General features: G+C 35.9%; 18 protein-coding genes. 13 read left to right on the top strand and 5 right to left on the bottom strand.

The annotated features are described in order from the left end of the window. Window positions 1-83 precede the first annotated feature (83 nt). Entirely contained in the window at window positions 84-1,901 is a 1,818-nt protein-coding gene (locus tag MHB39_RS12775; protein ID WP_342543969.1) for a DNA ligase D, read from the top strand. Window positions 1,902-2,028: 127 nt separating this feature from the next. Here MHB39_RS12775 and MHB39_RS12770 read toward each other — a convergent pair whose 3' ends face one another. Beyond that, window positions 2,029-2,994 carry an MBL fold metallo-hydrolase gene (locus tag MHB39_RS12770; protein WP_342543967.1) on the bottom strand — a complete coding sequence of 322 codons (966 nt, stop codon included), beginning with the start codon at window positions 2,992-2,994 and terminating at the stop codon, window positions 2,029-2,031. A 139-nt stretch (window positions 2,995-3,133) separates the two neighbouring features. Here MHB39_RS12770 and MHB39_RS12765 point away from each other — a divergent pair, with 139 nt between their 5' ends. From MHB39_RS12765 to MHB39_RS12740, 6 genes are all read left to right on the top strand, one after another. Then, complete coding sequence (locus tag MHB39_RS12765; RefSeq protein ID WP_036076395.1) at window positions 3,134-4,609, top strand: methyl-accepting chemotaxis protein; 1,476 nt, start codon at window positions 3,134-3,136, stop codon at window positions 4,607-4,609. 161 nt (window positions 4,610-4,770) lie between these two features. Continuing rightward, window positions 4,771-5,244, top strand: a complete 474-nt coding sequence (locus MHB39_RS12760) for a GNAT family N-acetyltransferase (RefSeq protein ID WP_036076394.1) — start codon at window positions 4,771-4,773, stop codon at window positions 5,242-5,244. A 46-nt stretch (window positions 5,245-5,290) separates the two neighbouring features. Continuing rightward, entirely contained in the window at window positions 5,291-5,947 is a 657-nt protein-coding gene (locus MHB39_RS12755) for a hypothetical protein (RefSeq protein WP_342543965.1), read from the top strand. A 161-nt stretch (window positions 5,948-6,108) separates the two neighbouring features. Then, window positions 6,109-6,864, top strand: coding sequence for an SDR family oxidoreductase (locus MHB39_RS12750; protein ID WP_312125889.1), 756 nt, complete (start codon window positions 6,109-6,111; stop codon window positions 6,862-6,864). Window positions 6,865-7,199: 335 nt separating this feature from the next. Then, window positions 7,200-8,075 (top strand): cation diffusion facilitator family transporter, encoded by an 876-nt coding sequence (locus MHB39_RS12745; protein WP_342543963.1) that lies wholly within the window; start codon window positions 7,200-7,202, stop codon window positions 8,073-8,075. A 475-nt stretch (window positions 8,076-8,550) separates the two neighbouring features. Continuing rightward, complete coding sequence (locus MHB39_RS12740; protein WP_004225195.1) at window positions 8,551-8,751, top strand: cold-shock protein; 201 nt, start codon at window positions 8,551-8,553, stop codon at window positions 8,749-8,751. Between the two features lie 293 nt (window positions 8,752-9,044). Here MHB39_RS12740 and MHB39_RS12735 read toward each other — a convergent pair whose 3' ends face one another. After that, window positions 9,045-9,407: a hypothetical protein gene (locus MHB39_RS12735; RefSeq protein WP_342543961.1), complete on the bottom strand. Its 363-nt coding sequence runs from the start codon at window positions 9,405-9,407 to the stop codon at window positions 9,045-9,047. A gap of 995 nt (window positions 9,408-10,402) precedes the next feature. On the opposite strand from MHB39_RS12735, the gene MHB39_RS12730 reads away from it, so the two are divergent. Together MHB39_RS12730 and MHB39_RS12725 are read left to right on the top strand one after the other, a co-directional pair. Continuing rightward, complete coding sequence (locus MHB39_RS12730; RefSeq protein WP_339279960.1) at window positions 10,403-11,254, top strand: hypothetical protein; 852 nt, start codon at window positions 10,403-10,405, stop codon at window positions 11,252-11,254. A 247-nt stretch (window positions 11,255-11,501) separates the two neighbouring features. After that, window positions 11,502-11,981 carry a GNAT family N-acetyltransferase gene (locus MHB39_RS12725; protein ID WP_016993759.1) on the top strand — a complete coding sequence of 160 codons (480 nt, stop codon included), beginning with the start codon at window positions 11,502-11,504 and terminating at the stop codon, window positions 11,979-11,981. 130 nt (window positions 11,982-12,111) lie between these two features. Here MHB39_RS12725 and MHB39_RS12720 read toward each other — a convergent pair whose 3' ends face one another. After that, complete coding sequence (locus tag MHB39_RS12720; protein WP_342543959.1) at window positions 12,112-13,053, bottom strand: DMT family transporter; 942 nt, start codon at window positions 13,051-13,053, stop codon at window positions 12,112-12,114. Between the two features lie 248 nt (window positions 13,054-13,301). Between MHB39_RS12720 and MHB39_RS12715 the strand changes: the two genes are divergently transcribed. Continuing rightward, complete coding sequence (locus MHB39_RS12715) at window positions 13,302-13,862, top strand: hypothetical protein (protein WP_342543958.1); 561 nt, start codon at window positions 13,302-13,304, stop codon at window positions 13,860-13,862. Between the two features lie 282 nt (window positions 13,863-14,144). Here the strand turns inward: MHB39_RS12715 and MHB39_RS12710 are convergent, their stop codons facing one another. Together MHB39_RS12710 and MHB39_RS12705 are read right to left on the bottom strand one after the other, a co-directional pair. After that, window positions 14,145-14,309 carry a hypothetical protein gene (locus MHB39_RS12710; protein ID WP_016993754.1) on the bottom strand — a complete coding sequence of 55 codons (165 nt, stop codon included), beginning with the start codon at window positions 14,307-14,309 and terminating at the stop codon, window positions 14,145-14,147. A 25-nt stretch (window positions 14,310-14,334) separates the two neighbouring features. Further along, window positions 14,335-14,964, bottom strand: coding sequence for a TetR/AcrR family transcriptional regulator (locus tag MHB39_RS12705; RefSeq protein WP_036076380.1), 630 nt, complete (start codon window positions 14,962-14,964; stop codon window positions 14,335-14,337). 584 nt (window positions 14,965-15,548) lie between these two features. Here MHB39_RS12705 and MHB39_RS12700 point away from each other — a divergent pair. The 3 genes from MHB39_RS12700 to MHB39_RS12690 all read left to right on the top strand — a co-directional run bounded on the left by MHB39_RS12700 (window position 15,549) and on the right by MHB39_RS12690 (window position 18,509). Beyond that, window positions 15,549-15,947: a MerR family transcriptional regulator gene (locus tag MHB39_RS12700; RefSeq protein WP_342543956.1), complete on the top strand. Its 399-nt coding sequence runs from the start codon at window positions 15,549-15,551 to the stop codon at window positions 15,945-15,947. Window positions 15,948-16,462: 515 nt separating this feature from the next. Beyond that, complete coding sequence (locus MHB39_RS12695; RefSeq protein ID WP_342543955.1) at window positions 16,463-17,740, top strand: IS110 family transposase; 1,278 nt, start codon at window positions 16,463-16,465, stop codon at window positions 17,738-17,740. Window positions 17,741-18,119: 379 nt separating this feature from the next. Beyond that, window positions 18,120-18,509 carry a VOC family protein gene (locus MHB39_RS12690; RefSeq protein ID WP_342543954.1) on the top strand — a complete coding sequence of 130 codons (390 nt, stop codon included), beginning with the start codon at window positions 18,120-18,122 and terminating at the stop codon, window positions 18,507-18,509. Window positions 18,510-18,691: the final 182 nt, after the last annotated feature.

The following is an 18,691-nucleotide window of genomic DNA, read 5'->3' as shown; positions in this document are numbered from 1 at the left end:
TATGATGTATTTTGAGGTTTTTTATGTATCTTAAAATGAAATCTTCAAACACTGAAGATAAAAAGCAAAGAAGGTATTGTGGAATGAGACCAATGCTTTTAACAGAAACAAGCGAAATACCTGATGGGGATGAATGGCTATTTGAAACGAAATATGATGGTTTTCGCTGCTTATTCATTTGGGATGAGGAGCCGCAGCTCATTAGTAGAAATGGTCGAAATTTAAATCACCTGTTTCCAGAAATTTTAGCTTTTTGTCAGCAAATACATGCATCGATTCAATCATTTTTACCTCTTACCTTGGATGGGGAGTTAGTTTATTTACGCAATCATTATAAAAGTGATTTTGCCGTTGTTCAAAAGAGGGGGAGAATGCAAAATCAAGACGTGATTCAGGAACATGCTAATTCATTTCCTTTTCACTATCTAGCATTTGATGTTTTAACCCTTAAAGGAGAACCCTTCCAAAACCGCTATTTAAAGACGCGGAAAGAACAATTGGTCAAGCTTGCTACGAAGTTCAAATGGCCAAGCGTGGACTATGAGAATCCAACGCCTATCCAAATCATACATGGTAGTGAGGAGCATGAGAGCTTATGGCAGTCCATAAAGCTTTACAATGGAGAAGGCATTGTTGCTAAGAAGAAAACAAGTAAATGGCTTGAAAACATACGATCAATACATTGGTTAAAGATAAAAAATTGGCGTTATGTCACAGTCATTGTCACCCAATATGACCATAGCAATAGCTATTTCCATGGTGCGATTTATGAGGACAATCAATTACGAGAAGTTGTTACGTTTAAGCATGGTATGACAGAGGAAGAGCATCAAACACTTGTCAAATTCTTTCAGACTAATGGACTGCGTAAAAAGGAGCGATGGCAACTTGAGCCTTCTATTTGTGTTGACATTGCCTGTATTGATTTTGATGGTAGTAAGCTTCGGGAACCTAGATTTCATGCCTTTCGATTAGATTTGTTACCTGAGGAGTGTCATTGGCAGCACATGCAACGCCAATTGTATCCTATCCCTGACTCCGTTGCTATCACACATCCAGATAAGCCTGTATGGCCAAAAATGGGTATTACAAAGGATCAATATTTGTTCTATTTGCAAAATATATCGTCCTATTTATTGCCTTTTCTAAAGGACCGCCCTCTAACGCTAATACGCTATCCACATGGTGTTCCAGGTGAAAGTTTTTATCAAAAAAGTAGACCTGAAAAAATGCCTGATTTTGTGGCAACAGCCGTGATGGATGACATCGATTATATCGTGTGTAATAACTTGGAAACCTTATTGTGGCTTGGAAATCAGCTGGCATTAGAGCTCCACATTCCATTTCAAACACATCGTTCTCCATACCCGACAGAAATTGTTTTCGATTTAGATCCTCCCTCAGCACAAGATTTTTCATTAGCCGTTTCAGGAGCACTTGATTTAAAGAACATTATCGATTATTTTCAGCTACAATCCTTTGTCAAAACATCAGGTGGAAAAGGTTTACAGCTATATATTCCTTTACCCGCAAATACATTTACTTATGAAGAGGTACGTATTTTTACAGAATTTGTTTGTCGCTTTTTATGTGAGCAAAAGCCCAATTTATATACAATTGAGCGTTTAAAGAAGAATCGTCATGAAAAATTATATTTAGATTATGTCCAGCATGCAGAGGGCAAGACCATCATTGCCCCGTATTCCACTCGAGGCAATGAAATGGGTTTAGTAGCAACACCGCTTCTCTGGGAGGAGGTCAATGAAAACCTTACACCAGAGCTTTTTACGATTCCTTTTGTCATGGAGCGCATGAAAAAAATGAGCAATCCCTTTCAATCATTTCGTGAAGTAGGGGAGCAACAAGATTTTCGAGCAGTTCTAGATCGTTTAAAGGTATAAAGACAGTAAACTTTAGAGCATTTTGATAAAAAAGAGAGCGGATTTTCCAAAAAAGATCGCTTCGACCAATACTAAAAGCGAAACTAAAAAAAGAGGTGTTCCAAAGTCATTGGAGACACCTCTTTTCCTATTTGAGTGGAACCTGTGCATTTACTTTTTCTAGGTAATCCAGTATTCCCATTGCGGACACAATCGTATCAAATGGGATGGTTTGATAGACAGGATGATCTGAAAGAATGCCGTTTTCCTGTAGATAGTTGAATAAAAGCTCCTTTAAGCGTGCATCTAAGTAGTGAACTTGTTCCTGGAACTGGCTTGATGCTGCTTGTGCTTTTCTGCCTTCTTCTAAAAAGAGCGGTGTCCAATAGCGCACCTGGCGATAGGCTTCTGCTGGATTTTTATAAGCTCCGTAGTGGCCGAAGTATAATTCACTTGCTTGTAGCTTTTCGTACAATTTTATGGATTGTTCCATTGTTTCAGGGTCGTATTGATTTGGAGAGGTGGACGGAATGATTAAATCAATTGCTTCCCCATCCATTTCTGGATAGCGAACACCCGTCGTATCTCCTACAAACAAGCCATTTGTAGCGGAATAAAGCATTGAAACATGATGCTTAGCATGCCCCTCAGTATGATAAAACGTTAAATGATGTTGACCTAATTGTAAACGCTGTTCGTGATGAACTTCAATAATTTTTGCAGCGTCAATAGGCACAATTGGATCAAAGAGACGGTCAAATTCAGCGCCATAAACCCCTTTTGCACTGCGGATAAGACGACTTGGATCAATCATGTGGGCTGCGCCACGTGGATGAACCACTAATTTAGCATTGGGACAGCTTTGCAAAAATAATCCTGCTCCCCCTGCATGATCTAAATGAATATGTGTCACGATGACATAGTCTATATCCTCTACTGCAATATTTAATTCTTGTAACCCTTCCATAATATAAGGTACGGATGGACTGGCCGAAGTTTCGATAAGAGCTATCTTTTCATCGATTAATAGATAGGAGCTTGTTCGCTGCTCTCGACCTAAATCATGTGTATCGATACAGTAGAAATTTGGTGCGATTTGTTGGACGCTAGTCAATTCAATTTCCCCCTTTTATTTCAAAAATAAGCTGATTCTGCTTATAAATGCAATATTTAGCTACAAAAAGTAGTTGTTATACTATATAATAATAGAAAATTAAACTGAATGTCTATTCATTTTTTTTAGGGGGATAGTAATGGAGCATAAAATTCGTTATGATACACGAAAAGTTCATCGTGTAAATTTGGCTATTATCTCAATTTTGGCCATTTTAATATGTGGACCAATGATTCTATCAAAGGGCTTGCATTTTTTATTTATTGGGCTAGCTGTCATTGCCTTGGCAGTATGTAATTATTTTTTACCTATTAAAACGTATGTCAAAGGCTTTATTTTTGGCCTCATTCCATCAAGTGTTGTGTTTACCTTATTTTTGCTTGATAGCTTTTCATTAAATAAACATTATATTTTACTGTGCACAGTGGCCATCATTGCTCTGTATTTTAAAAAAGAATTGATTGTCTTCTTTGGAATTCTAACAAATCTTAGTTTTTTCATTTTATATCTGGTCAACTCGTCATCATTGTTAGGACCATTTGATGACACCATTGTCTTTGTGACACTTTTGGCGATTATGAATGGGGTTATCATTGCCTTTTATTTGCTGGCAAAATGGGGGAATGAACTGATTCAACATGCAGAAATGCAGCAAAATGAAGTACAAGCATCCTTCAATCAATTACAAAATACCTTTCAGGAAATTGAAAAGAGCAGTCAGGCATTAGACATGCATGTCACGCAATTCCAACAAACCATGCAGAGGATTTCTGGCTCTAGTAAGCAAATTTTAGTAGCGACTGAGGATATTTCTGCAAGTATTCAGCAGGAGGTATCTAGTTTACAAATGATTCATGGCACTATGGGCGACTCGGTTCATTTTGTCAATAAAACTTTGACGATCTCAAAGGATACGGTCGCTAAATCTACTGAGCTACAACAAGAAGTATTAGCGGGATGGGATAAAATGCAGGATGCAATGACTCAAATGAGCGTTATGAGTCATGCAATGGCCTCGACCGCGGAAACTGTCAATGAGCTACAACATAGCCTACAAACAGTGGATAGTCTTTTAAAGGGGATTACCCATATTGCAGAACAGACTAATTTATTGGCATTAAATGCTGCGATAGAAGCGGCTAGAGCGGGGGAGCATGGTAAAGGATTTGCGATTGTTGCAGATGAAGTACGTAAGCTAGCAGAGGAAAGCGCTGCTATTACTGTCAGCATTACCAATGTGACGAAAACCTTGTTTGAAAAATCAACAGAGGCTCATCAACGCTCTGATGACGGTGAAAAGGCGCTACAATATGGAGAACAGCTTTTACAGGATGTCAGTCATTTCTTCAATAGTTTAAAGGATTCTTTTACGGAAACGAATACAGATTTAACAAGAGGGATGCATGAATTAAGCAGTGCCATCTCACAATTCGAGGTAATCCAAATGCAAATTGAAAAACTGAATCACATGACGGAGCAAAATGCAGCTTCTACTGGTGAGATTCTACACTCAGTGGAGGACGAAAATCAGCTTCTAGTAAGCATGACAGATACAACGAACCACATTCAGGCTTTAAGCAACACATTAAAGTCATTAGTAATGGCAAAGGGATGAGCGAACCATTGATATTGAAATAAATGGTAGGTTAAAATAAGAATAGGATTATCCCTCCTAGATAGAGGGTATAGAGATGGTATTCATCTGCATTGTTTTATCCATACCTGTTTATGGTTACTGTATTGCTGTTGTAAAACTTGAAAAGGAGGATTGATTCCATGAACATTCGTAGTGTACAGAGTTCAGATTATTATACTTTATCCCCATTAATTAATGAGTGGTGGGGCGGTAGGAATATGTCAGATAAGCTGCCTAAATTATTTTTTGATCACTTTACAAATACGAGCCTTATTATGGAGAAGGATGGCGAAATCATCGGCTTCCTCATTGGCTTTTTATCGCAATCCAAGACAAATGAAGCGTTCATCCATTTTGTTGGGGTCCATCCTGATTACAGAAAACAGAATATTGCAAAAAGATTATATGATGTATTCTTTCATGTGGTGAAGCAGTACCATCGAAATATTGTGAAATGTGTCACGTCGCCTATTAATGAAGTATCCATCGCTTTCCACACGAATCTGGGCTTTAGAATGGAAAAAGGTGACAAGGTGATAGAAAATATATCCATTCATAGTAATTATGGTGGCGAAAATCAAGATCGCGTGTTGTTTTATAAAATTCTACCGTAATTTACTTTAGCTATTTGGCATATAGTCCCGAATAAGGGGGCTATATATGTTTATTAAAAAGTTATTTACGTTATGGTTTCTTCTTTTAATCATTGTTTGTGGTGCATTTTTCTTTTTTGCAAATGCACCTATTCAATATGCTGAAAAAACAAATATTCCAATGTCACAACCTAGTAATGATGAATTATTGCGTTATATTCAGCAATATCAATTTTTAATCAGTGAGATTTCTCATGCATTGCGCAAAGAAGCTTATAGCTTTCAATTAGATTATGGAATTTTACCCAATAGCAAAATAGAACTTCTTGTGTCATTACCCGACAAGGTCGATCGCAAGGCCAAGCAACATATAGAAGAAACCATATTGGACGTTATCAAAGCTAATGAATTAAACCCCATCTCTTTTCAAATAACGTTAAAAAATCTCTATGAGCCAGCAGCAACGATTTCAACTCGGCTTAGTTATAATGATGTCATGGCCAATTTATTTGAGGCGATGTTTGCACAAAATTTTGGCGCCTTCAGCGTTGACCATAGTATGACATCTGAGGAGATTCAAGTAAGGATTAATTTAACAGATGAGAAAAATGACAAGGCTAAAAAGAAGGCTCAACAGTTAGCGGAAGATACGATAAAGCAGCATCAATTTGATGTAGAAGCCTTTTCTATTGATGTTCAAAATCAGATTAAAATTTTAGATTAGAAAATTATCACGAATTTTGTTTGGTATGAATTCAGATTAGATGAAGAGGGGAATACATACTCTACATGTGGCAAATTCTTCGCGTTTTGATTTCTAAAAACGGAGCAGACCTTTATTAATAATCCATCGAAAGCGTCCCAAATATACTGGGGGTAAAAACAATGAGTAAAACGCAACAAAAAATAGCAATCATTACAGGTGCAAGCCACCCACAAGATATTGGAACAGCTATTTGTAGAAGATTAGCTGGGGATGGAATCAATATTTTTTTTACACACTGGCATGCTGATCTTAATTGGATAGGAGAATTCAAACAGGAGATTTTGAGCATGGGTGTTTCTTGTGAAGAAATGTCAATTGATTTATCGCAATCCCAATCCCCAAAAACGATACTCCAAACGGTTGGCGAAAAACTAGGCGTACCTTCCATTTTAATAAATAACGCTGCCCATTCAGCACAAGATGGTTATCTAGCGTTAGATGCTCAAACATTAGACGATCATTACGCGGTGAATATGAGGTCAACCTTACTCCTTTGTGTGGAATTTGCGCGTCTTTTTGAAAAAGCTAATTTTATCTCAGGGAGAATCATTAATATGACATCTGGTCAAGAGTTAGGTCCTATGATGGGAGAACTAGCTTATGTAGCAACGAAAGGGGCCATTTCAGCCTTTACTAGATCATTAGCACAGGAGCTAGCACCATTGGGCATTACCGTAAATGCTGTCAATCCAGGGCCAACAGATTCTACATGGATGAACGATGCTATTAGAGGTTATCTATTACCTAAATTTCCAATGGGGCGGATTGGGACACCAGAGGATGTGGCCAAATTGATTAGCTTTCTCGCTAGCGAGGAGGCTACTTGGATCACTGGACAAATAATCCACTCGGAGGGCGGATTTCTGCGAGGATAATTGAGATCAAAGTCTTGCTATGATTTGTGGCAAGGCTTTTTTACTTGCTTAAAAAAAGGGTCACTTCCGGATTGGAAATGACCAAGATTGGTTAGGTGTGTTCGTTGGAGGAAAAAATCATAAAGAACAGATACACTACTATTTTATTCGGTTAATATAATAATTTCTAGGTTTTGAACCAGTGACTGAGTTTCTTCCTAAGGGCTTTATTTTTTCCCCTAATCAACACTTTTATCTTCCTCCTACTTATCTATAGTAAGGCAAAAAGGTTGCTGTAGACCCACTCGATATTAGGTTGTTATGATGGTAATGTACGTAAGTGGGAGGTAAGTGAATTGGAAGCAGAAAGATATAATAATCTTAAATTAGGTGAACGTGGTGCCATCATCAGTATTATTGCTTATATAATTTTATCCATCATAAAAGTTGGCATTGGTTACATGAGTGGTTCAGAGGCTTTAAAGGCAGATGGATTGAATAATACGACAGATATTATTGCCTCTATTGCAGTACTTATTGGACTAAAGCTTTCACAAAAACCAGCAGATCATGATCATCGCTATGGTCATTGGAAAAGTGAAACCATTGCCTCAATGGTCGCTTCATTTATTATGATGGCCGTGGGTATTCAAGTATTAGTGGGTGCTTTTTCTTCCATTTTTCAAGGCGGAAAGGAATCGCCAGATATGATTGCAGCCTATGTAGGGTTAGGATCAGCTTTGGTGATGTATTTTGTCTATCGTTACAACAAACAATTGGCTGAAAAAGTCAATAGTAAAGCCGTTATGGCTGCAGCGAAAGATAATTTGTCAGATGCTTGGGTAAGTATTGGAACCGCTGGAGGAATTTTAGGGTCACAACTGCATATGCCGTGGTTAGATACAGTAACTGCGATTGTCGTAGGTCTCATCATTTGTAAAACAGCTTGGGAGATTTTTAAGGAAGCTTCTCATGAACTATCGGATGGATTTGATGAGAAAATTCTTCAAACATACAAAGAGATTATTTTAAAAATAGATGGTGTTAAGGGATTGAAGGAAATCAGAGGAAGAAATTATGGTAATAACGAGGTTATTGATGTGGTTATACTAGTAGATGCCAAGTTGGATATTACGAAAGCTCACGATGTTGCTTCTGTTGTTGAAAAAAATATGGTGGAAGAGCAAGGGGTTTATGAAGTGCATGTCCATGTGGAGCCTAAGGAAGCATAGGGCAATTGAGTCCTAAAATGTAATATTCAGCTTCAAAAAAATATGAGGTAAGGAATATCGCTAACAATTGCCTCTAGCTACTTATAGCTACGGGTTATCGTCAAACTGTTGGGCTAAAGGCTGACGGCACGATGTTAGCTGTGAGCAGCAATAATGAAGGCCAAGGTAATGTAGTTTCCAACTCCTCAATAAATAATCTATAGCTTCTTAATGGTGGTGAAATGACTAATTTTAACCTTGTAAATAGGTGGTACGTGTAGGTTTTAGCTTTCATTGATAAAAAAATTCACTTTACACTGGACTAATACGATTTTTTATCATATACTGTATGTAATAGAATCTTTCTTAAAAGAAATAATAAATTCACATATTACAAAGAGTAATCGTGTTTTGTTAGTTACTTTTTGTAATATGTGAATTTTTTTCTTTGGAAGTAGTATGATTTTATTTAATAACATTATTGGAGGTCATTTAAATGACACAAGGTACAGTAAAATGGTTTAACGCAGAAAAAGGTTTCGGTTTCATCGAAGTAGAAGGCGGACAAGACGTATTCGCTCACTTCTCAGCTATCCAAGGTGAAGGTTTCAAATCACTTGAAGAAGGTCAAAAAGTTGAATTCACAGTTGAAGAAGGTCAACGCGGACCACAAGCTGCTAACATCGTAAAACTTTAATTTTTAATTGAAGAAAAACATTCTTAAATAGAGTGGTTTCCGTAGACAAAGTCGATTTATTCGACTTTGTCTATATTTTTTACCTCACTATATATCGAAATTTTATTGTTTATTAAAATTAATGCCCCTTCCCAAAGCCCCTTAGTAAGAAAATTTCCTGTAAACAACCTGCATTTCAAAAGTGCTCATAAAATCACGGGAAACTGAAACTAATTATTGACCCATCCACATTTAAAAAGAAGGTACATAAAATTTTCAAGAGGGAGTGAGATTTTGTATTTTTAGTATGATGTTTACAAATCAAAACTACCTAAAACCATAAAATCTACAATCACGCCACTTACCGGATTTTCCGAACCTAACACACTAATTCCTAATACTGTCACACCACTAATATTTGTAATATTAGCAGAGACATATTTCCCATTCATATTCTTCTCTCTCATTTGAACGCTTGGTCTTAAGTTTATCGTTGGATTTGTCGAGTATACGCTTGCCACTGCATAATCAATAGAGGATAAAAGAGGATTGCCATTAGCTAATGCATTGTCTGTAAAATAAAATGTGGCTATTCCATTTGCGTCAGAGGTAGCTTGTCCATAAACAATACGCTTTACTTTGTTCGGATTCGAATCTCCCGCTTTAAACACCTGCATAATTGTTGGTGCAAGTGTAATAAAATTAAAGAAGCTCCTTAGATAAAGCCTCTCTGGTTGTAGGGAAAAATGAATAAAAAGTGGTAAGAGATGGGAGGGAAATATAATTAGAAAAATTGAAATGGGTTTGTTTGTAGTTGGAGTAGTAATGGCTTTAATAGGTATGCCTTATTTATTGGGGTATTCAACGAATGAATGTTTAAAATATCCTCTCTCTAGGGTTAATATTAATGGTTGCCACTATCCCTGTAACAATATCCAAGAGAAAGTAAACCAATGAGATTTTAATACTTGCTGTCTTTTATATTTTTAGAGATGGTAGAGACACACTTGTGATATTGATCCTAAAGAGTAGTATTATCCATAAGTAACGAGGATTTAGCAGTTTATCTTGCTGATATGTACTATAAAAATGATTTTAAGGAAAAATACATTGTTATAATTATAAAATGAATGCTAGAAAATAAGAAGCTCCATAAAACTAAAGAAATACTACTCAAATCCCCTGGATAACTTTCTGCAGCTGCAAATCGAATACCTCACATAAAAAGCACAGTCAACCATTGGATACTATAAGTTAAGAAAAGTACGGTTACAAAATAAACAATATACGATAAAGTAAGAAAAAATCTCTTATGCACCATTCCAGTCTCCTCCAATATTTACAATAACGATATTTCTATTAGTTAGTTGTACATTTCTAAAAGTAATGCTCCTTCCATTTATGAAGAAGGGAAGTGGAAAAAGGGAAAAATTACATATATAAAAGAAGGCAAGACATTGTTAAGATTTGATAGGTAAAGTATTCTATGGAATTGGAATAGAACGCTAATTAGTCACTATAAAACGATAGAAAAATGGTACATAGCTTAGGAGCAAATATAGCTATCGGAAGTTAATACGTAACAAATATACAGGAAGGAAATAATTCCTCCAGTTTATTTAACAGAGCTGATAATAGCTTTTAGAGGTTTGTAAAAGGAAGGAAGTATTTTATGAAAAATCAATTGATACGATTAATCGCTATCATTCTACTTGGTATGTGTGTATATATTAATATGTACGAAAAAGATGAATTAGGGTTGATGCAATTTTTTGCATATGTTGGCTTATTAGGTTTTACTTTTGCGGTGGGTATTCCAATCATCTTTATTAAAAATAAGATTAGTTTATCCAAAAAATTTGGTTTGTTGTTTTTAAGCATCATCATCGCAGCAATAATTCCTTTATTGGGATTAGGAAATTTAAAATATATCCTTGAAGAACATTTCATGAATAAAGAGATGAATAAAGTTGTAAATCAATATAATGTAGATTTGCAAAATGATGAGGTGTTTTTAACCTTTCAAAACCATCTTCTAGTTGGAAAAAGAGATGATTTGTTTGGAAGTATAGACAAAACACTATTGGTTTATAATGCCGCAGGGAAAGAAACGAAAAGAATAAAAATAACGGAATTAGCAAAAGCAGCCGTTCCTTATCTGCCCCTTACTGATAAAGAAAAGGAAACAACTTATTTTGATGGTATGAAGGCGCAAGGAAATACATATGACCTTTGGAAAAAAATAGATGAAAACGACATACAACTATTTTTTAGATACGTTACAACGGAAGTTCCTGAGGATTATCAACCTGAACGAGATATGCCAGCCGATGCAAAGGACATAAAGTTCCATTATGATATCACCTATTCACCGCTTTTAGATGAGAACGGGGAATTTGTTTTTAGTTCGGATACTTTCCATTTATATAAAAGCAACGAGTCAATCCGAGTTAGCTACAAAGCTTCGGGCATTGAAGCGATTGTTGCTCCAAATACGGCAGTGTTAGTGAACGAAATCAAGTAAAGTTTACATTGCTAACAAAAGTACAACATGAAGCCTGTAGAGTGTTAGCGGCAAATCCAAAAACGTTATTAGGATGAATATACTAAGAAACACCAAAGCCTAGGTACTCAAATTAATGTGAGCCTGGGCATTTTTTACGTGATTTATTTATCTAACGAACGTATTGTTTTTCGAAATTTCAAATAAATGAATGACCACAACCTATTAAAATGGTAAAGTATAGAAAAAGTGAATGGAGAATTATGTAATGGAAAAATTGAAAGAGGTTGAATTAAAACATTTTTCAAGTGAATATATGCAAGGACTGAACGCTTTTGTACTTACTGAAGAGCAAAAACAATTTTCTGCACTGCCGAGCAATTTTGAGGAAATTAATGAAGGACAGCATCGCATTGTAATTCTAAGTGAAAATACACCTGTTGGTTTCTTTCTCCTAAATGCAAATGAACGAGTTAAGAAATATTCTACGAATAGAAATGCGATGCTATTATCTGCATTATCAATTAATCATACAGAACAAGGGAAGGGCTATGCAAAACAAGGAATGACATTACTAGTTGAGTTTGTTAAAGCAGAATTTCCTAATTGCGATGAAATTGTTTTAGTTGTAGACAAAGATAATATACCAGCACAGAAACTATATGTAAAAGTAGGGTTTGAAGATACGAATGAGAGGCTAATAGGACGTATCGGCGAAGAAATAATCATGAGGCAATTCATAAAATAAAGTTAGGCCACCATCGTCACCAGAGTTTATGCTACATTTTGTAGATGAACTCTGGTTTTATGTTTTGGGGAAATGTCGCATCCATTTTTGAAAAAGAGCTGCATCGATCAAGGTTAGCAAAGAAAATTATTTAAAATATCCTGATTAAAAATACACCAGCTATCATCACCATTAAACCAATTATTTGTAATGGTTGAATTCGATTCTTTAGCGAGTTAAACAATCCGAATTGCTGTACAAGCAAGCTACCAGTGATTTGACCGAATAAAGCAAGGACTACAGTTTGGCCATTTCCAATTTGATTGACAAGAAATACATTGATGAGAACATAAGATCCTCCTAGAATCCCGCCAATCCAGATCCACCAAGGGGCAGCTTGTTTAAAAGGTTCTTTAATATTTGAGTAAGATCGATCCTTTAACCCAACAACTATACTCAAGGTAATAGTACCAACAAAGAATGAAACAAGGGCAGCATGAGAAGAAGAGTGAAGAACTTTTCCTAATTGCCCATTAACAGCGATTTGGATAGCTAGTAACATTCCTGCTAGAATCCCTACTATGCGCCAAATCCATAGATTCCGCACACTCTCCTTATTTGTTTGGGGAAAATACTGTTCATTTTTCTTGCTTCGTATAGCTGTAGCTAAAAGGACGCCTAGTAAGACTAGTAATATGCCAAAGATTCGATTCCATCCAAAGGAATATTGTGTTGCATTAAACCAGCCATTATGATCGATTAACATACTCATGAGCGTCATTCCAAAGATCGGTAGGATAGTTGTTTGCACACTTCCCAATTTAGGAAACAAGAGAATGTTAGTAGTTATCGCAATAGCGCCACCAATTCCCCCCAACCATATATAGATAGGTTGGTTCAACAATAAATCTAAGGGAATCCCCAGTGATGAACCACTACTTACTAATGTAATAGTTAAGAAGATGACACCAACAGCGAAGGAAATCATTGAAGCTAAAAAAGGAGAAATCACAAACTTTCTTAATTGAGCATTAATGGCTGTTTGCACAGCAAGAATAGCTCCAATACTTATAGCCAAAAGTACTGCAAACATAAAAATTCATCACAACCTTTGTTGAAGAAAATGTAAAACAACGACATGATTGATTATATCAAAATATTTGTCAAATTTACTAAGCATTGAACGATTAGTAAAAATCCCTTATCCATTGCAGCCATTAGTGAACAAGGCTGAATGCAATGAAAAAATGTAGAAGCGGCTAATAAATAGTAGCCTTATGTCAATAAAGTATAGTGTAATCTCTTCAAATTCTGTATATTGGTGTATGAGGAGGAGATTGAATGGCAAGAAAATGGATACTACCATTAATTTTATTACTAGGTGTTATGATATCTGGTTGTAGTGAGGGCCAAGAAAAAGGTAGCAAAGATGGTGGAGATGTAGAAGTAACGATTCCAGCTATATTTTTTGAGGGTCAGGACATTGATTCTGTTATTTCAAAGGCAAAAAGCAGTGGGATTAAGGAAGTTAGTAAGAATGAAAATGGTTCTTTAACTTATAAAATGTCTGAAAAAGAACATAAAGAAATGATGAAAGGTTTAAAAGAAGGCATTCTAGCAAGTGTAGATGAGCTTAAAGCAAGTGAAGATTTTAAATCTATTAAAGATGTAACCTATGACAAGTCTTTTTCAGAATTCACTTTATCTGTAAACAAAGAAGAATTCGATAATAGTCTTGACACAATGGCCTCATTCGGACTAGCTTTAACAGGTATGTACTATCAATTATTTAATGGTGTGGATGAAAAGGATTATAAAGTCAAAGTAATTTTTAAAGATGAATCAAATGGAGATGTAATTAACACAATAATTTATCCAGATGATTTAAACAAGAAAAATTGATCGTAAGAACGTCTAACGTGGGTGTTCTTTTTAAATGTGTTGAGTATAGTCGTTGTTCCTGATGCCTGATGTTTTTTATTTTTGCAAAGCACACATGAATAGGTATAGGAAAATGATAGAATTTGTTTTAAGAAACGACTGACGATAGCATAGTTGAAAGTAAAGATAGACCTAAATAATTTCACAAAGCCCAGATACTCATTAATTTTGGGCCTAGGCTTTGTGCTTATTCAACTTGTAATTCCTTTTATTCTCAAACCTCTAATAGACCGCCCTAAAGAGCTATCTAAAAAAATTTTTAATGGCATCCATTCGAATTTTACTATAACATTCTTCGCAGCGAAAAATCTTCTCGGTTCTTTCCTTTAACTGTCTGAATCTCAGTGACCCCTCATATACTCTGAATTTTTTTCTACAACTAGAACAAATGACCTCATAGTAATGCATAGCTATCCTCCTCAAGTCTTACCTATTACTTTTTAGTTGATTTATCGAATATTGTTATCAGTTCTCTCGTATATTCCTCAACATTTAACTGGGGATTTCTCATTAATTCAATGGTGAACCCGTCAATGGAATTTCTTATCGCTAACGCCATCACTCTCGCAGACAATTGGGTGAATTCTCGGAAAACACCCTCATGCATTCCTAGTGTAAGAATGTTTTCAATTGGAAGAAAAATAGTATCATCATGATCCGCTGCAAATCGAAGTTTGCCATCAGCAGTTCTTTCATTAGAAACAATTTCAATAACAGCGAAAACATGTTGCCGATTTTCGTCTATGAATCGAAGGTTTGATTCTATATACACTCTAAGCATATCGATAGGAGATTTTTGATTTTCTATTAGAGGTGCAGTATAGGCTTGACATGCCATGTAGTAATCGTAAATAACTTGCTCTAATAATTCCCCCTTGTTTGCAAAGTGATAGGAGATAACCCCCTTACTGATTTGTGCACGCTTTGCTATTTGACCTAAAGAAGCTTGGGCGTATCCTACTTCTGCGATGGTTTCAATAGCACATTCCACAATTTGAGTTCTACGGGCTTTTTCAATAAACGACATTTCTTTTTGGTTAGTTGTTTTATTTTTTTTACTCATGTATTTATTTTAGCACGGTCGTACTAATAAATCGATTAAAATTACATTTAGGTAGGGTCCTAAATCTTTGAAATTAAACCAAAGCTCGTTCAAGGGCTAGACTAGGGTGTTTCGTGAGGAAGGTTATGATACTTGAGCTTAATGGAATTATTTCTTAGCCTATTTGAAAGTGAAAATAAGTTGTTTATTATCTGTTGACATGGAGTCAGCTCCATCTTTTAAGATGAATGTTATCAAAGAATGGAGTGATGGAGATGGTAATTATAACTAATATACTAATTGGGTTATACGCGGTTTTAATAGGAGTGGCAGGGATAAAAAAATGGCAAGAAGTTGGATTTGAAGTACGAACATTCATGTTTGTTATCGTATCAATTAGTATGTTCTTAATATTATGTATACCAAACAAAGATTGGTTATTTATATTACTGTTAATTGCATTTATCTTGTTACATATACTAGCAGTTACAGAAGGAAGGTTATCAAATGGACGAATTACATTCAGCCATCATATCATTCGTTTCATTTTCCATTGTATAATTGCCCTAATGGTTTACAAATTTATATGATAGAAGGGGATCATAATGAAAATTGGTGAATTTGCAATATGTACTGGTCTTAGTAAAGATACTATTCGTTATTATGAAAAAATGAATTTATTGCATCCTGAAATTAATCATAAGCACCGCAATTACAAAAAGGAAGACATTGATACAGTGGAAGCAATCCTTAAACTTAAACAAACGGGATTTTCTCTCCAAGAAATCAAAATGCTTTTTGATTGGTCGGGAAATATTGATCAAAATAAAAAACTGACAAAAGAGGAAACACAAAATCTACTTGAAATAAAAGTTATATTCCAAGAAAAGTATGAGCAGATGTTACAAAGAGAACATCAGATTAAACAAATTAAACAAGTTTTATTAAATATAGATAATAAAATAAAGCAACTTTTAGAGAAAAATAAAGGAGAAAATTGTTAGTTGTGTTTAGAAAGTAAAGGAAAAGAATATATTCAATAATTTAAAGCTGTTGTTGTATACTTTAGGAAACTATAAAAGGGCCTCTGATCTGGAAGTAACCCTAAAATGAGAGCGGTAGTGACGGTCAACTAACGCCACCACCTAATAAGTGCGTGCGAAACACTCATATTAATGTGAGCAATCAAGGCTTCTTATACAATAAAAGCTATCTTGTGTTATGGATGATGGGATAGCTTAGCTTGGTAATCGTAGGGGTGAGAAACAATATTTTTAAGCTGCTTCTATTTAGTTAATTCTAAACGTGTTGTTCCTTCAACCTAACGGGTTTAGGCAAGAAGGAATAGTAGAATATCATGTTGAATAGAAAATATATAGAGTTCCACAAGTAAAAATGAATTATTAAGGAGCATTCCTGTTAGAAGGATTTTCAGGGGCTTGAAATCAGAAAAGCCCTCTTGTATGATGCATGAGTGTCAACAGCCATTGACCCACTATCACACAGGAGGACTCCTTTTATGAATTCTAATAGGAACCAAAAGATTAATCAAGTCTCTGAAAAAACACTCGTCATCGGTATCGATATTGCCAAGCGTACACATTATGCATGCGCGGTTGATGAAAGAGGACGCGTGCTCCATAAATCGTTCCCTTTCTCGCAAACAAGAGAAGGTTTCGATGCTTTTTATGAAAGATTACTGGCTTTACGTGCTACCCATGAAAAAAGTGAAATTCTTGTCGGTTTCGAGCCCACAGGTCACTACTGGATGAATCTCGCTGCCTATCTTCAAGCACATGGAATTCCATTTATCATGGTGAATCCTCATCATGTCAATCGTTCCAAAGAGCTAGATGACAATCTTCAAACAAAGAATGACCAAAAGGATGCGCTCGTCATTGCACGTTTAATGCGAGATGGACGATTTAGTTACCCACGTATTCTAGAAGGCGTGGAAGCTGAATTGCGTAATGGTACAACCTTGCGTGCCAAAATCCAAGAAGATGTAAATGCCTTACAAAATCGAATGATCCGTTGGTTAGATCGCTTTTTTCCTGAGTTTACACAGGTATTTAAAAACTTCGGGAAAATGGCGTATGCGGCGCTTGAAAAGACACCACTGCCGATGGACATTCAAGGGAAAACGCCAGAAGAATTATTATTTTTATACCGCCAAGTAGATGGGATGAAAAGTCCACAGCTACCAAAGGCAAAACAATTAGTCGAGGTGGCACAAAGCTCGATTGGACTGACAGAAGGCTTAGTGATGGCACGCATTGAAATCGCTACACTACTTTCCCAGTATCAATTGATGCAAGCTCAGCTTGATGAATTAACAGTCCAGCTTATAGAACTGGCAAAACAAATGACGGATTATGCGTATTTAGCATCAGTACCTGGAATCGGAGACGTAACAATTGTCGAGCTGCTTTCCGAAGTTGGTTCTCTTACACAATATGAGCATCCACGCCAATTAATCAAACTAGCGGGACTCCCATTACGTGAAAACTCTTCTGGACAGCATAAAGGACAAAAACGGATTTCTAAGCGTGGTAGAAGAAAACTTCGAGCTCTTTTATTCCGTGTCATGATACCGTTAATTCGTCATAATGAGGCCTTTAAGCAATTACATGATTATTACACTACACGCACCATCAATCCACTTCGAAAGAAACAATCGATTGTCGTGCTCTGTGGAAAGTTACTGAAGATTTTACACACCTTGTGCAAGAAGAAAGTACATTTTGATGTGAGCCAAATGATGAAAGACCTTTATTGTCTCGGAGAGGCAGCCTAAGCAATCAGAACTCGACCTCTAACAGAAGGATGACACGGAGAAGCCGGCATTATTTTCACCATAAGACTACGAGTCCCTTAAGGAGCATCGCCAGCCTCTGCCTTATGAATAGACCGAACGAAGGAATGTATGCGCTAGACGCCAAGAGACATGGGAGGGTGAGTCGTCATAAGCATCGCAGAGATCCATTAGTGCATCATATAGTGGAATTAAAAGTTAATTTTTTTCAATTAACTTTAGCGAAGCGTACTCACCAAATGACAATGAATTGAAGAACTAGAAAAGACTATATGTACTATGCGGTGAAAAAATATTTTCATCACTTTAAAAACGGGTCAGACCGTTGATATATCAACATTTATAGAGGGAGGATGTATTTATGACTAGCCATGACTACAAATCACCAATAAAAAACAGAATCGGAGGTGTATTTATTCCAGTTCGTAACCTAGAGAAAGCAAAAGAATGGTACAGAAAAATACTAGGTTTGGAAGGGGGAGAAGAATACTTTGGACATTTATTCGTGGTACCCATGAAAGGTACGGCTGGATTAATTCTAGATTCCATGCCAAAGTGGAGAAATGAAGATGGTGATATTTCCACTTACCAAGTTCCATCAATTCAGCTTTTGACCGATGATATTGAAGCTTCTTACCAATTTATGAAAGAAAATAATGTTGAACTTGTTACAGAGATTCAGGATAATTTTTATTTTGTGTTCAAAGATATTGATGGCAATTTACTAATGATTTGTAAAGAAGCTTCTTAAAAAAAATGTGAACATTGCCCTTGGGACTTTACTAAATAAATCAAACCTTCATTAAAACAGAGAAGAAGGTTTCAGACTGACAAACTCAAACTTTATTGAGTTTGTCTACAGATAATCAATTCAAGGTTGATGAAAAATTAATCAAGTTTTACATGACACCAACATAGCAAAAGCGTATTAGC

Source organism: Lysinibacillus sp. FSL K6-4013 (assembly GCF_038630435.1).
In the GTDB taxonomy this organism is placed as follows: domain Bacteria; phylum Bacillota; class Bacilli; order Bacillales_A; family Planococcaceae; genus Lysinibacillus; species Lysinibacillus boronitolerans.
The sequence above is the reverse complement of the archived record's forward strand: the minus strand, read 5'-3'. Positions and strand labels throughout refer to the sequence as shown.

Bases quoted from the DNA above. Each gene is read 5' to 3' on its own strand.
- MHB39_RS12775 (WP_342543969.1), top strand. From the start codon at position 84: ATGAGACCAATGCTTTTAACAGAAACAAGCGAAATACCTGATGGGGAT.
- MHB39_RS12765 (WP_036076395.1), top strand. From the start codon at position 3,134: ATGGAGCATAAAATTCGTTATGATACACGAAAAGTTCATCGTGTAAAT.
- MHB39_RS12760 (WP_036076394.1), top strand. From the start codon at position 4,771: ATGAACATTCGTAGTGTACAGAGTTCAGATTATTATACTTTATCCCCA.
- MHB39_RS12755 (WP_342543965.1), top strand. From the start codon at position 5,291: ATGTTTATTAAAAAGTTATTTACGTTATGGTTTCTTCTTTTAATCATT.
- MHB39_RS12750 (WP_312125889.1), top strand. From the start codon at position 6,109: ATGAGTAAAACGCAACAAAAAATAGCAATCATTACAGGTGCAAGCCAC.
- MHB39_RS12740 (WP_004225195.1), top strand. From the start codon at position 8,551: ATGACACAAGGTACAGTAAAATGGTTTAACGCAGAAAAAGGTTTCGGT.
- MHB39_RS12735 (WP_342543961.1), bottom strand. From the start codon at position 9,407: ATGCAGGTGTTTAAAGCGGGAGATTCGAATCCGAACAAAGTAAAGCGT.
- MHB39_RS12730 (WP_339279960.1), top strand. From the start codon at position 10,403: ATGAAAAATCAATTGATACGATTAATCGCTATCATTCTACTTGGTATG.
- MHB39_RS12725 (WP_016993759.1), top strand. From the start codon at position 11,502: ATGGAAAAATTGAAAGAGGTTGAATTAAAACATTTTTCAAGTGAATAT.
- MHB39_RS12720 (WP_342543959.1), bottom strand. From the start codon at position 13,053: ATGTTTGCAGTACTTTTGGCTATAAGTATTGGAGCTATTCTTGCTGTG.
- MHB39_RS12715 (WP_342543958.1), top strand. From the start codon at position 13,302: ATGGCAAGAAAATGGATACTACCATTAATTTTATTACTAGGTGTTATG.
- MHB39_RS12710 (WP_016993754.1), bottom strand. From the start codon at position 14,309: ATGCATTACTATGAGGTCATTTGTTCTAGTTGTAGAAAAAAATTCAGA.
- MHB39_RS12705 (WP_036076380.1), bottom strand. From the start codon at position 14,964: ATGAGTAAAAAAAATAAAACAACTAACCAAAAAGAAATGTCGTTTATT.
- MHB39_RS12700 (WP_342543956.1), top strand. From the start codon at position 15,549: ATGAAAATTGGTGAATTTGCAATATGTACTGGTCTTAGTAAAGATACT.
- MHB39_RS12695 (WP_342543955.1), top strand. From the start codon at position 16,463: ATGAATTCTAATAGGAACCAAAAGATTAATCAAGTCTCTGAAAAAACA.
- MHB39_RS12690 (WP_342543954.1), top strand. From the start codon at position 18,120: ATGACTAGCCATGACTACAAATCACCAATAAAAAACAGAATCGGAGGT.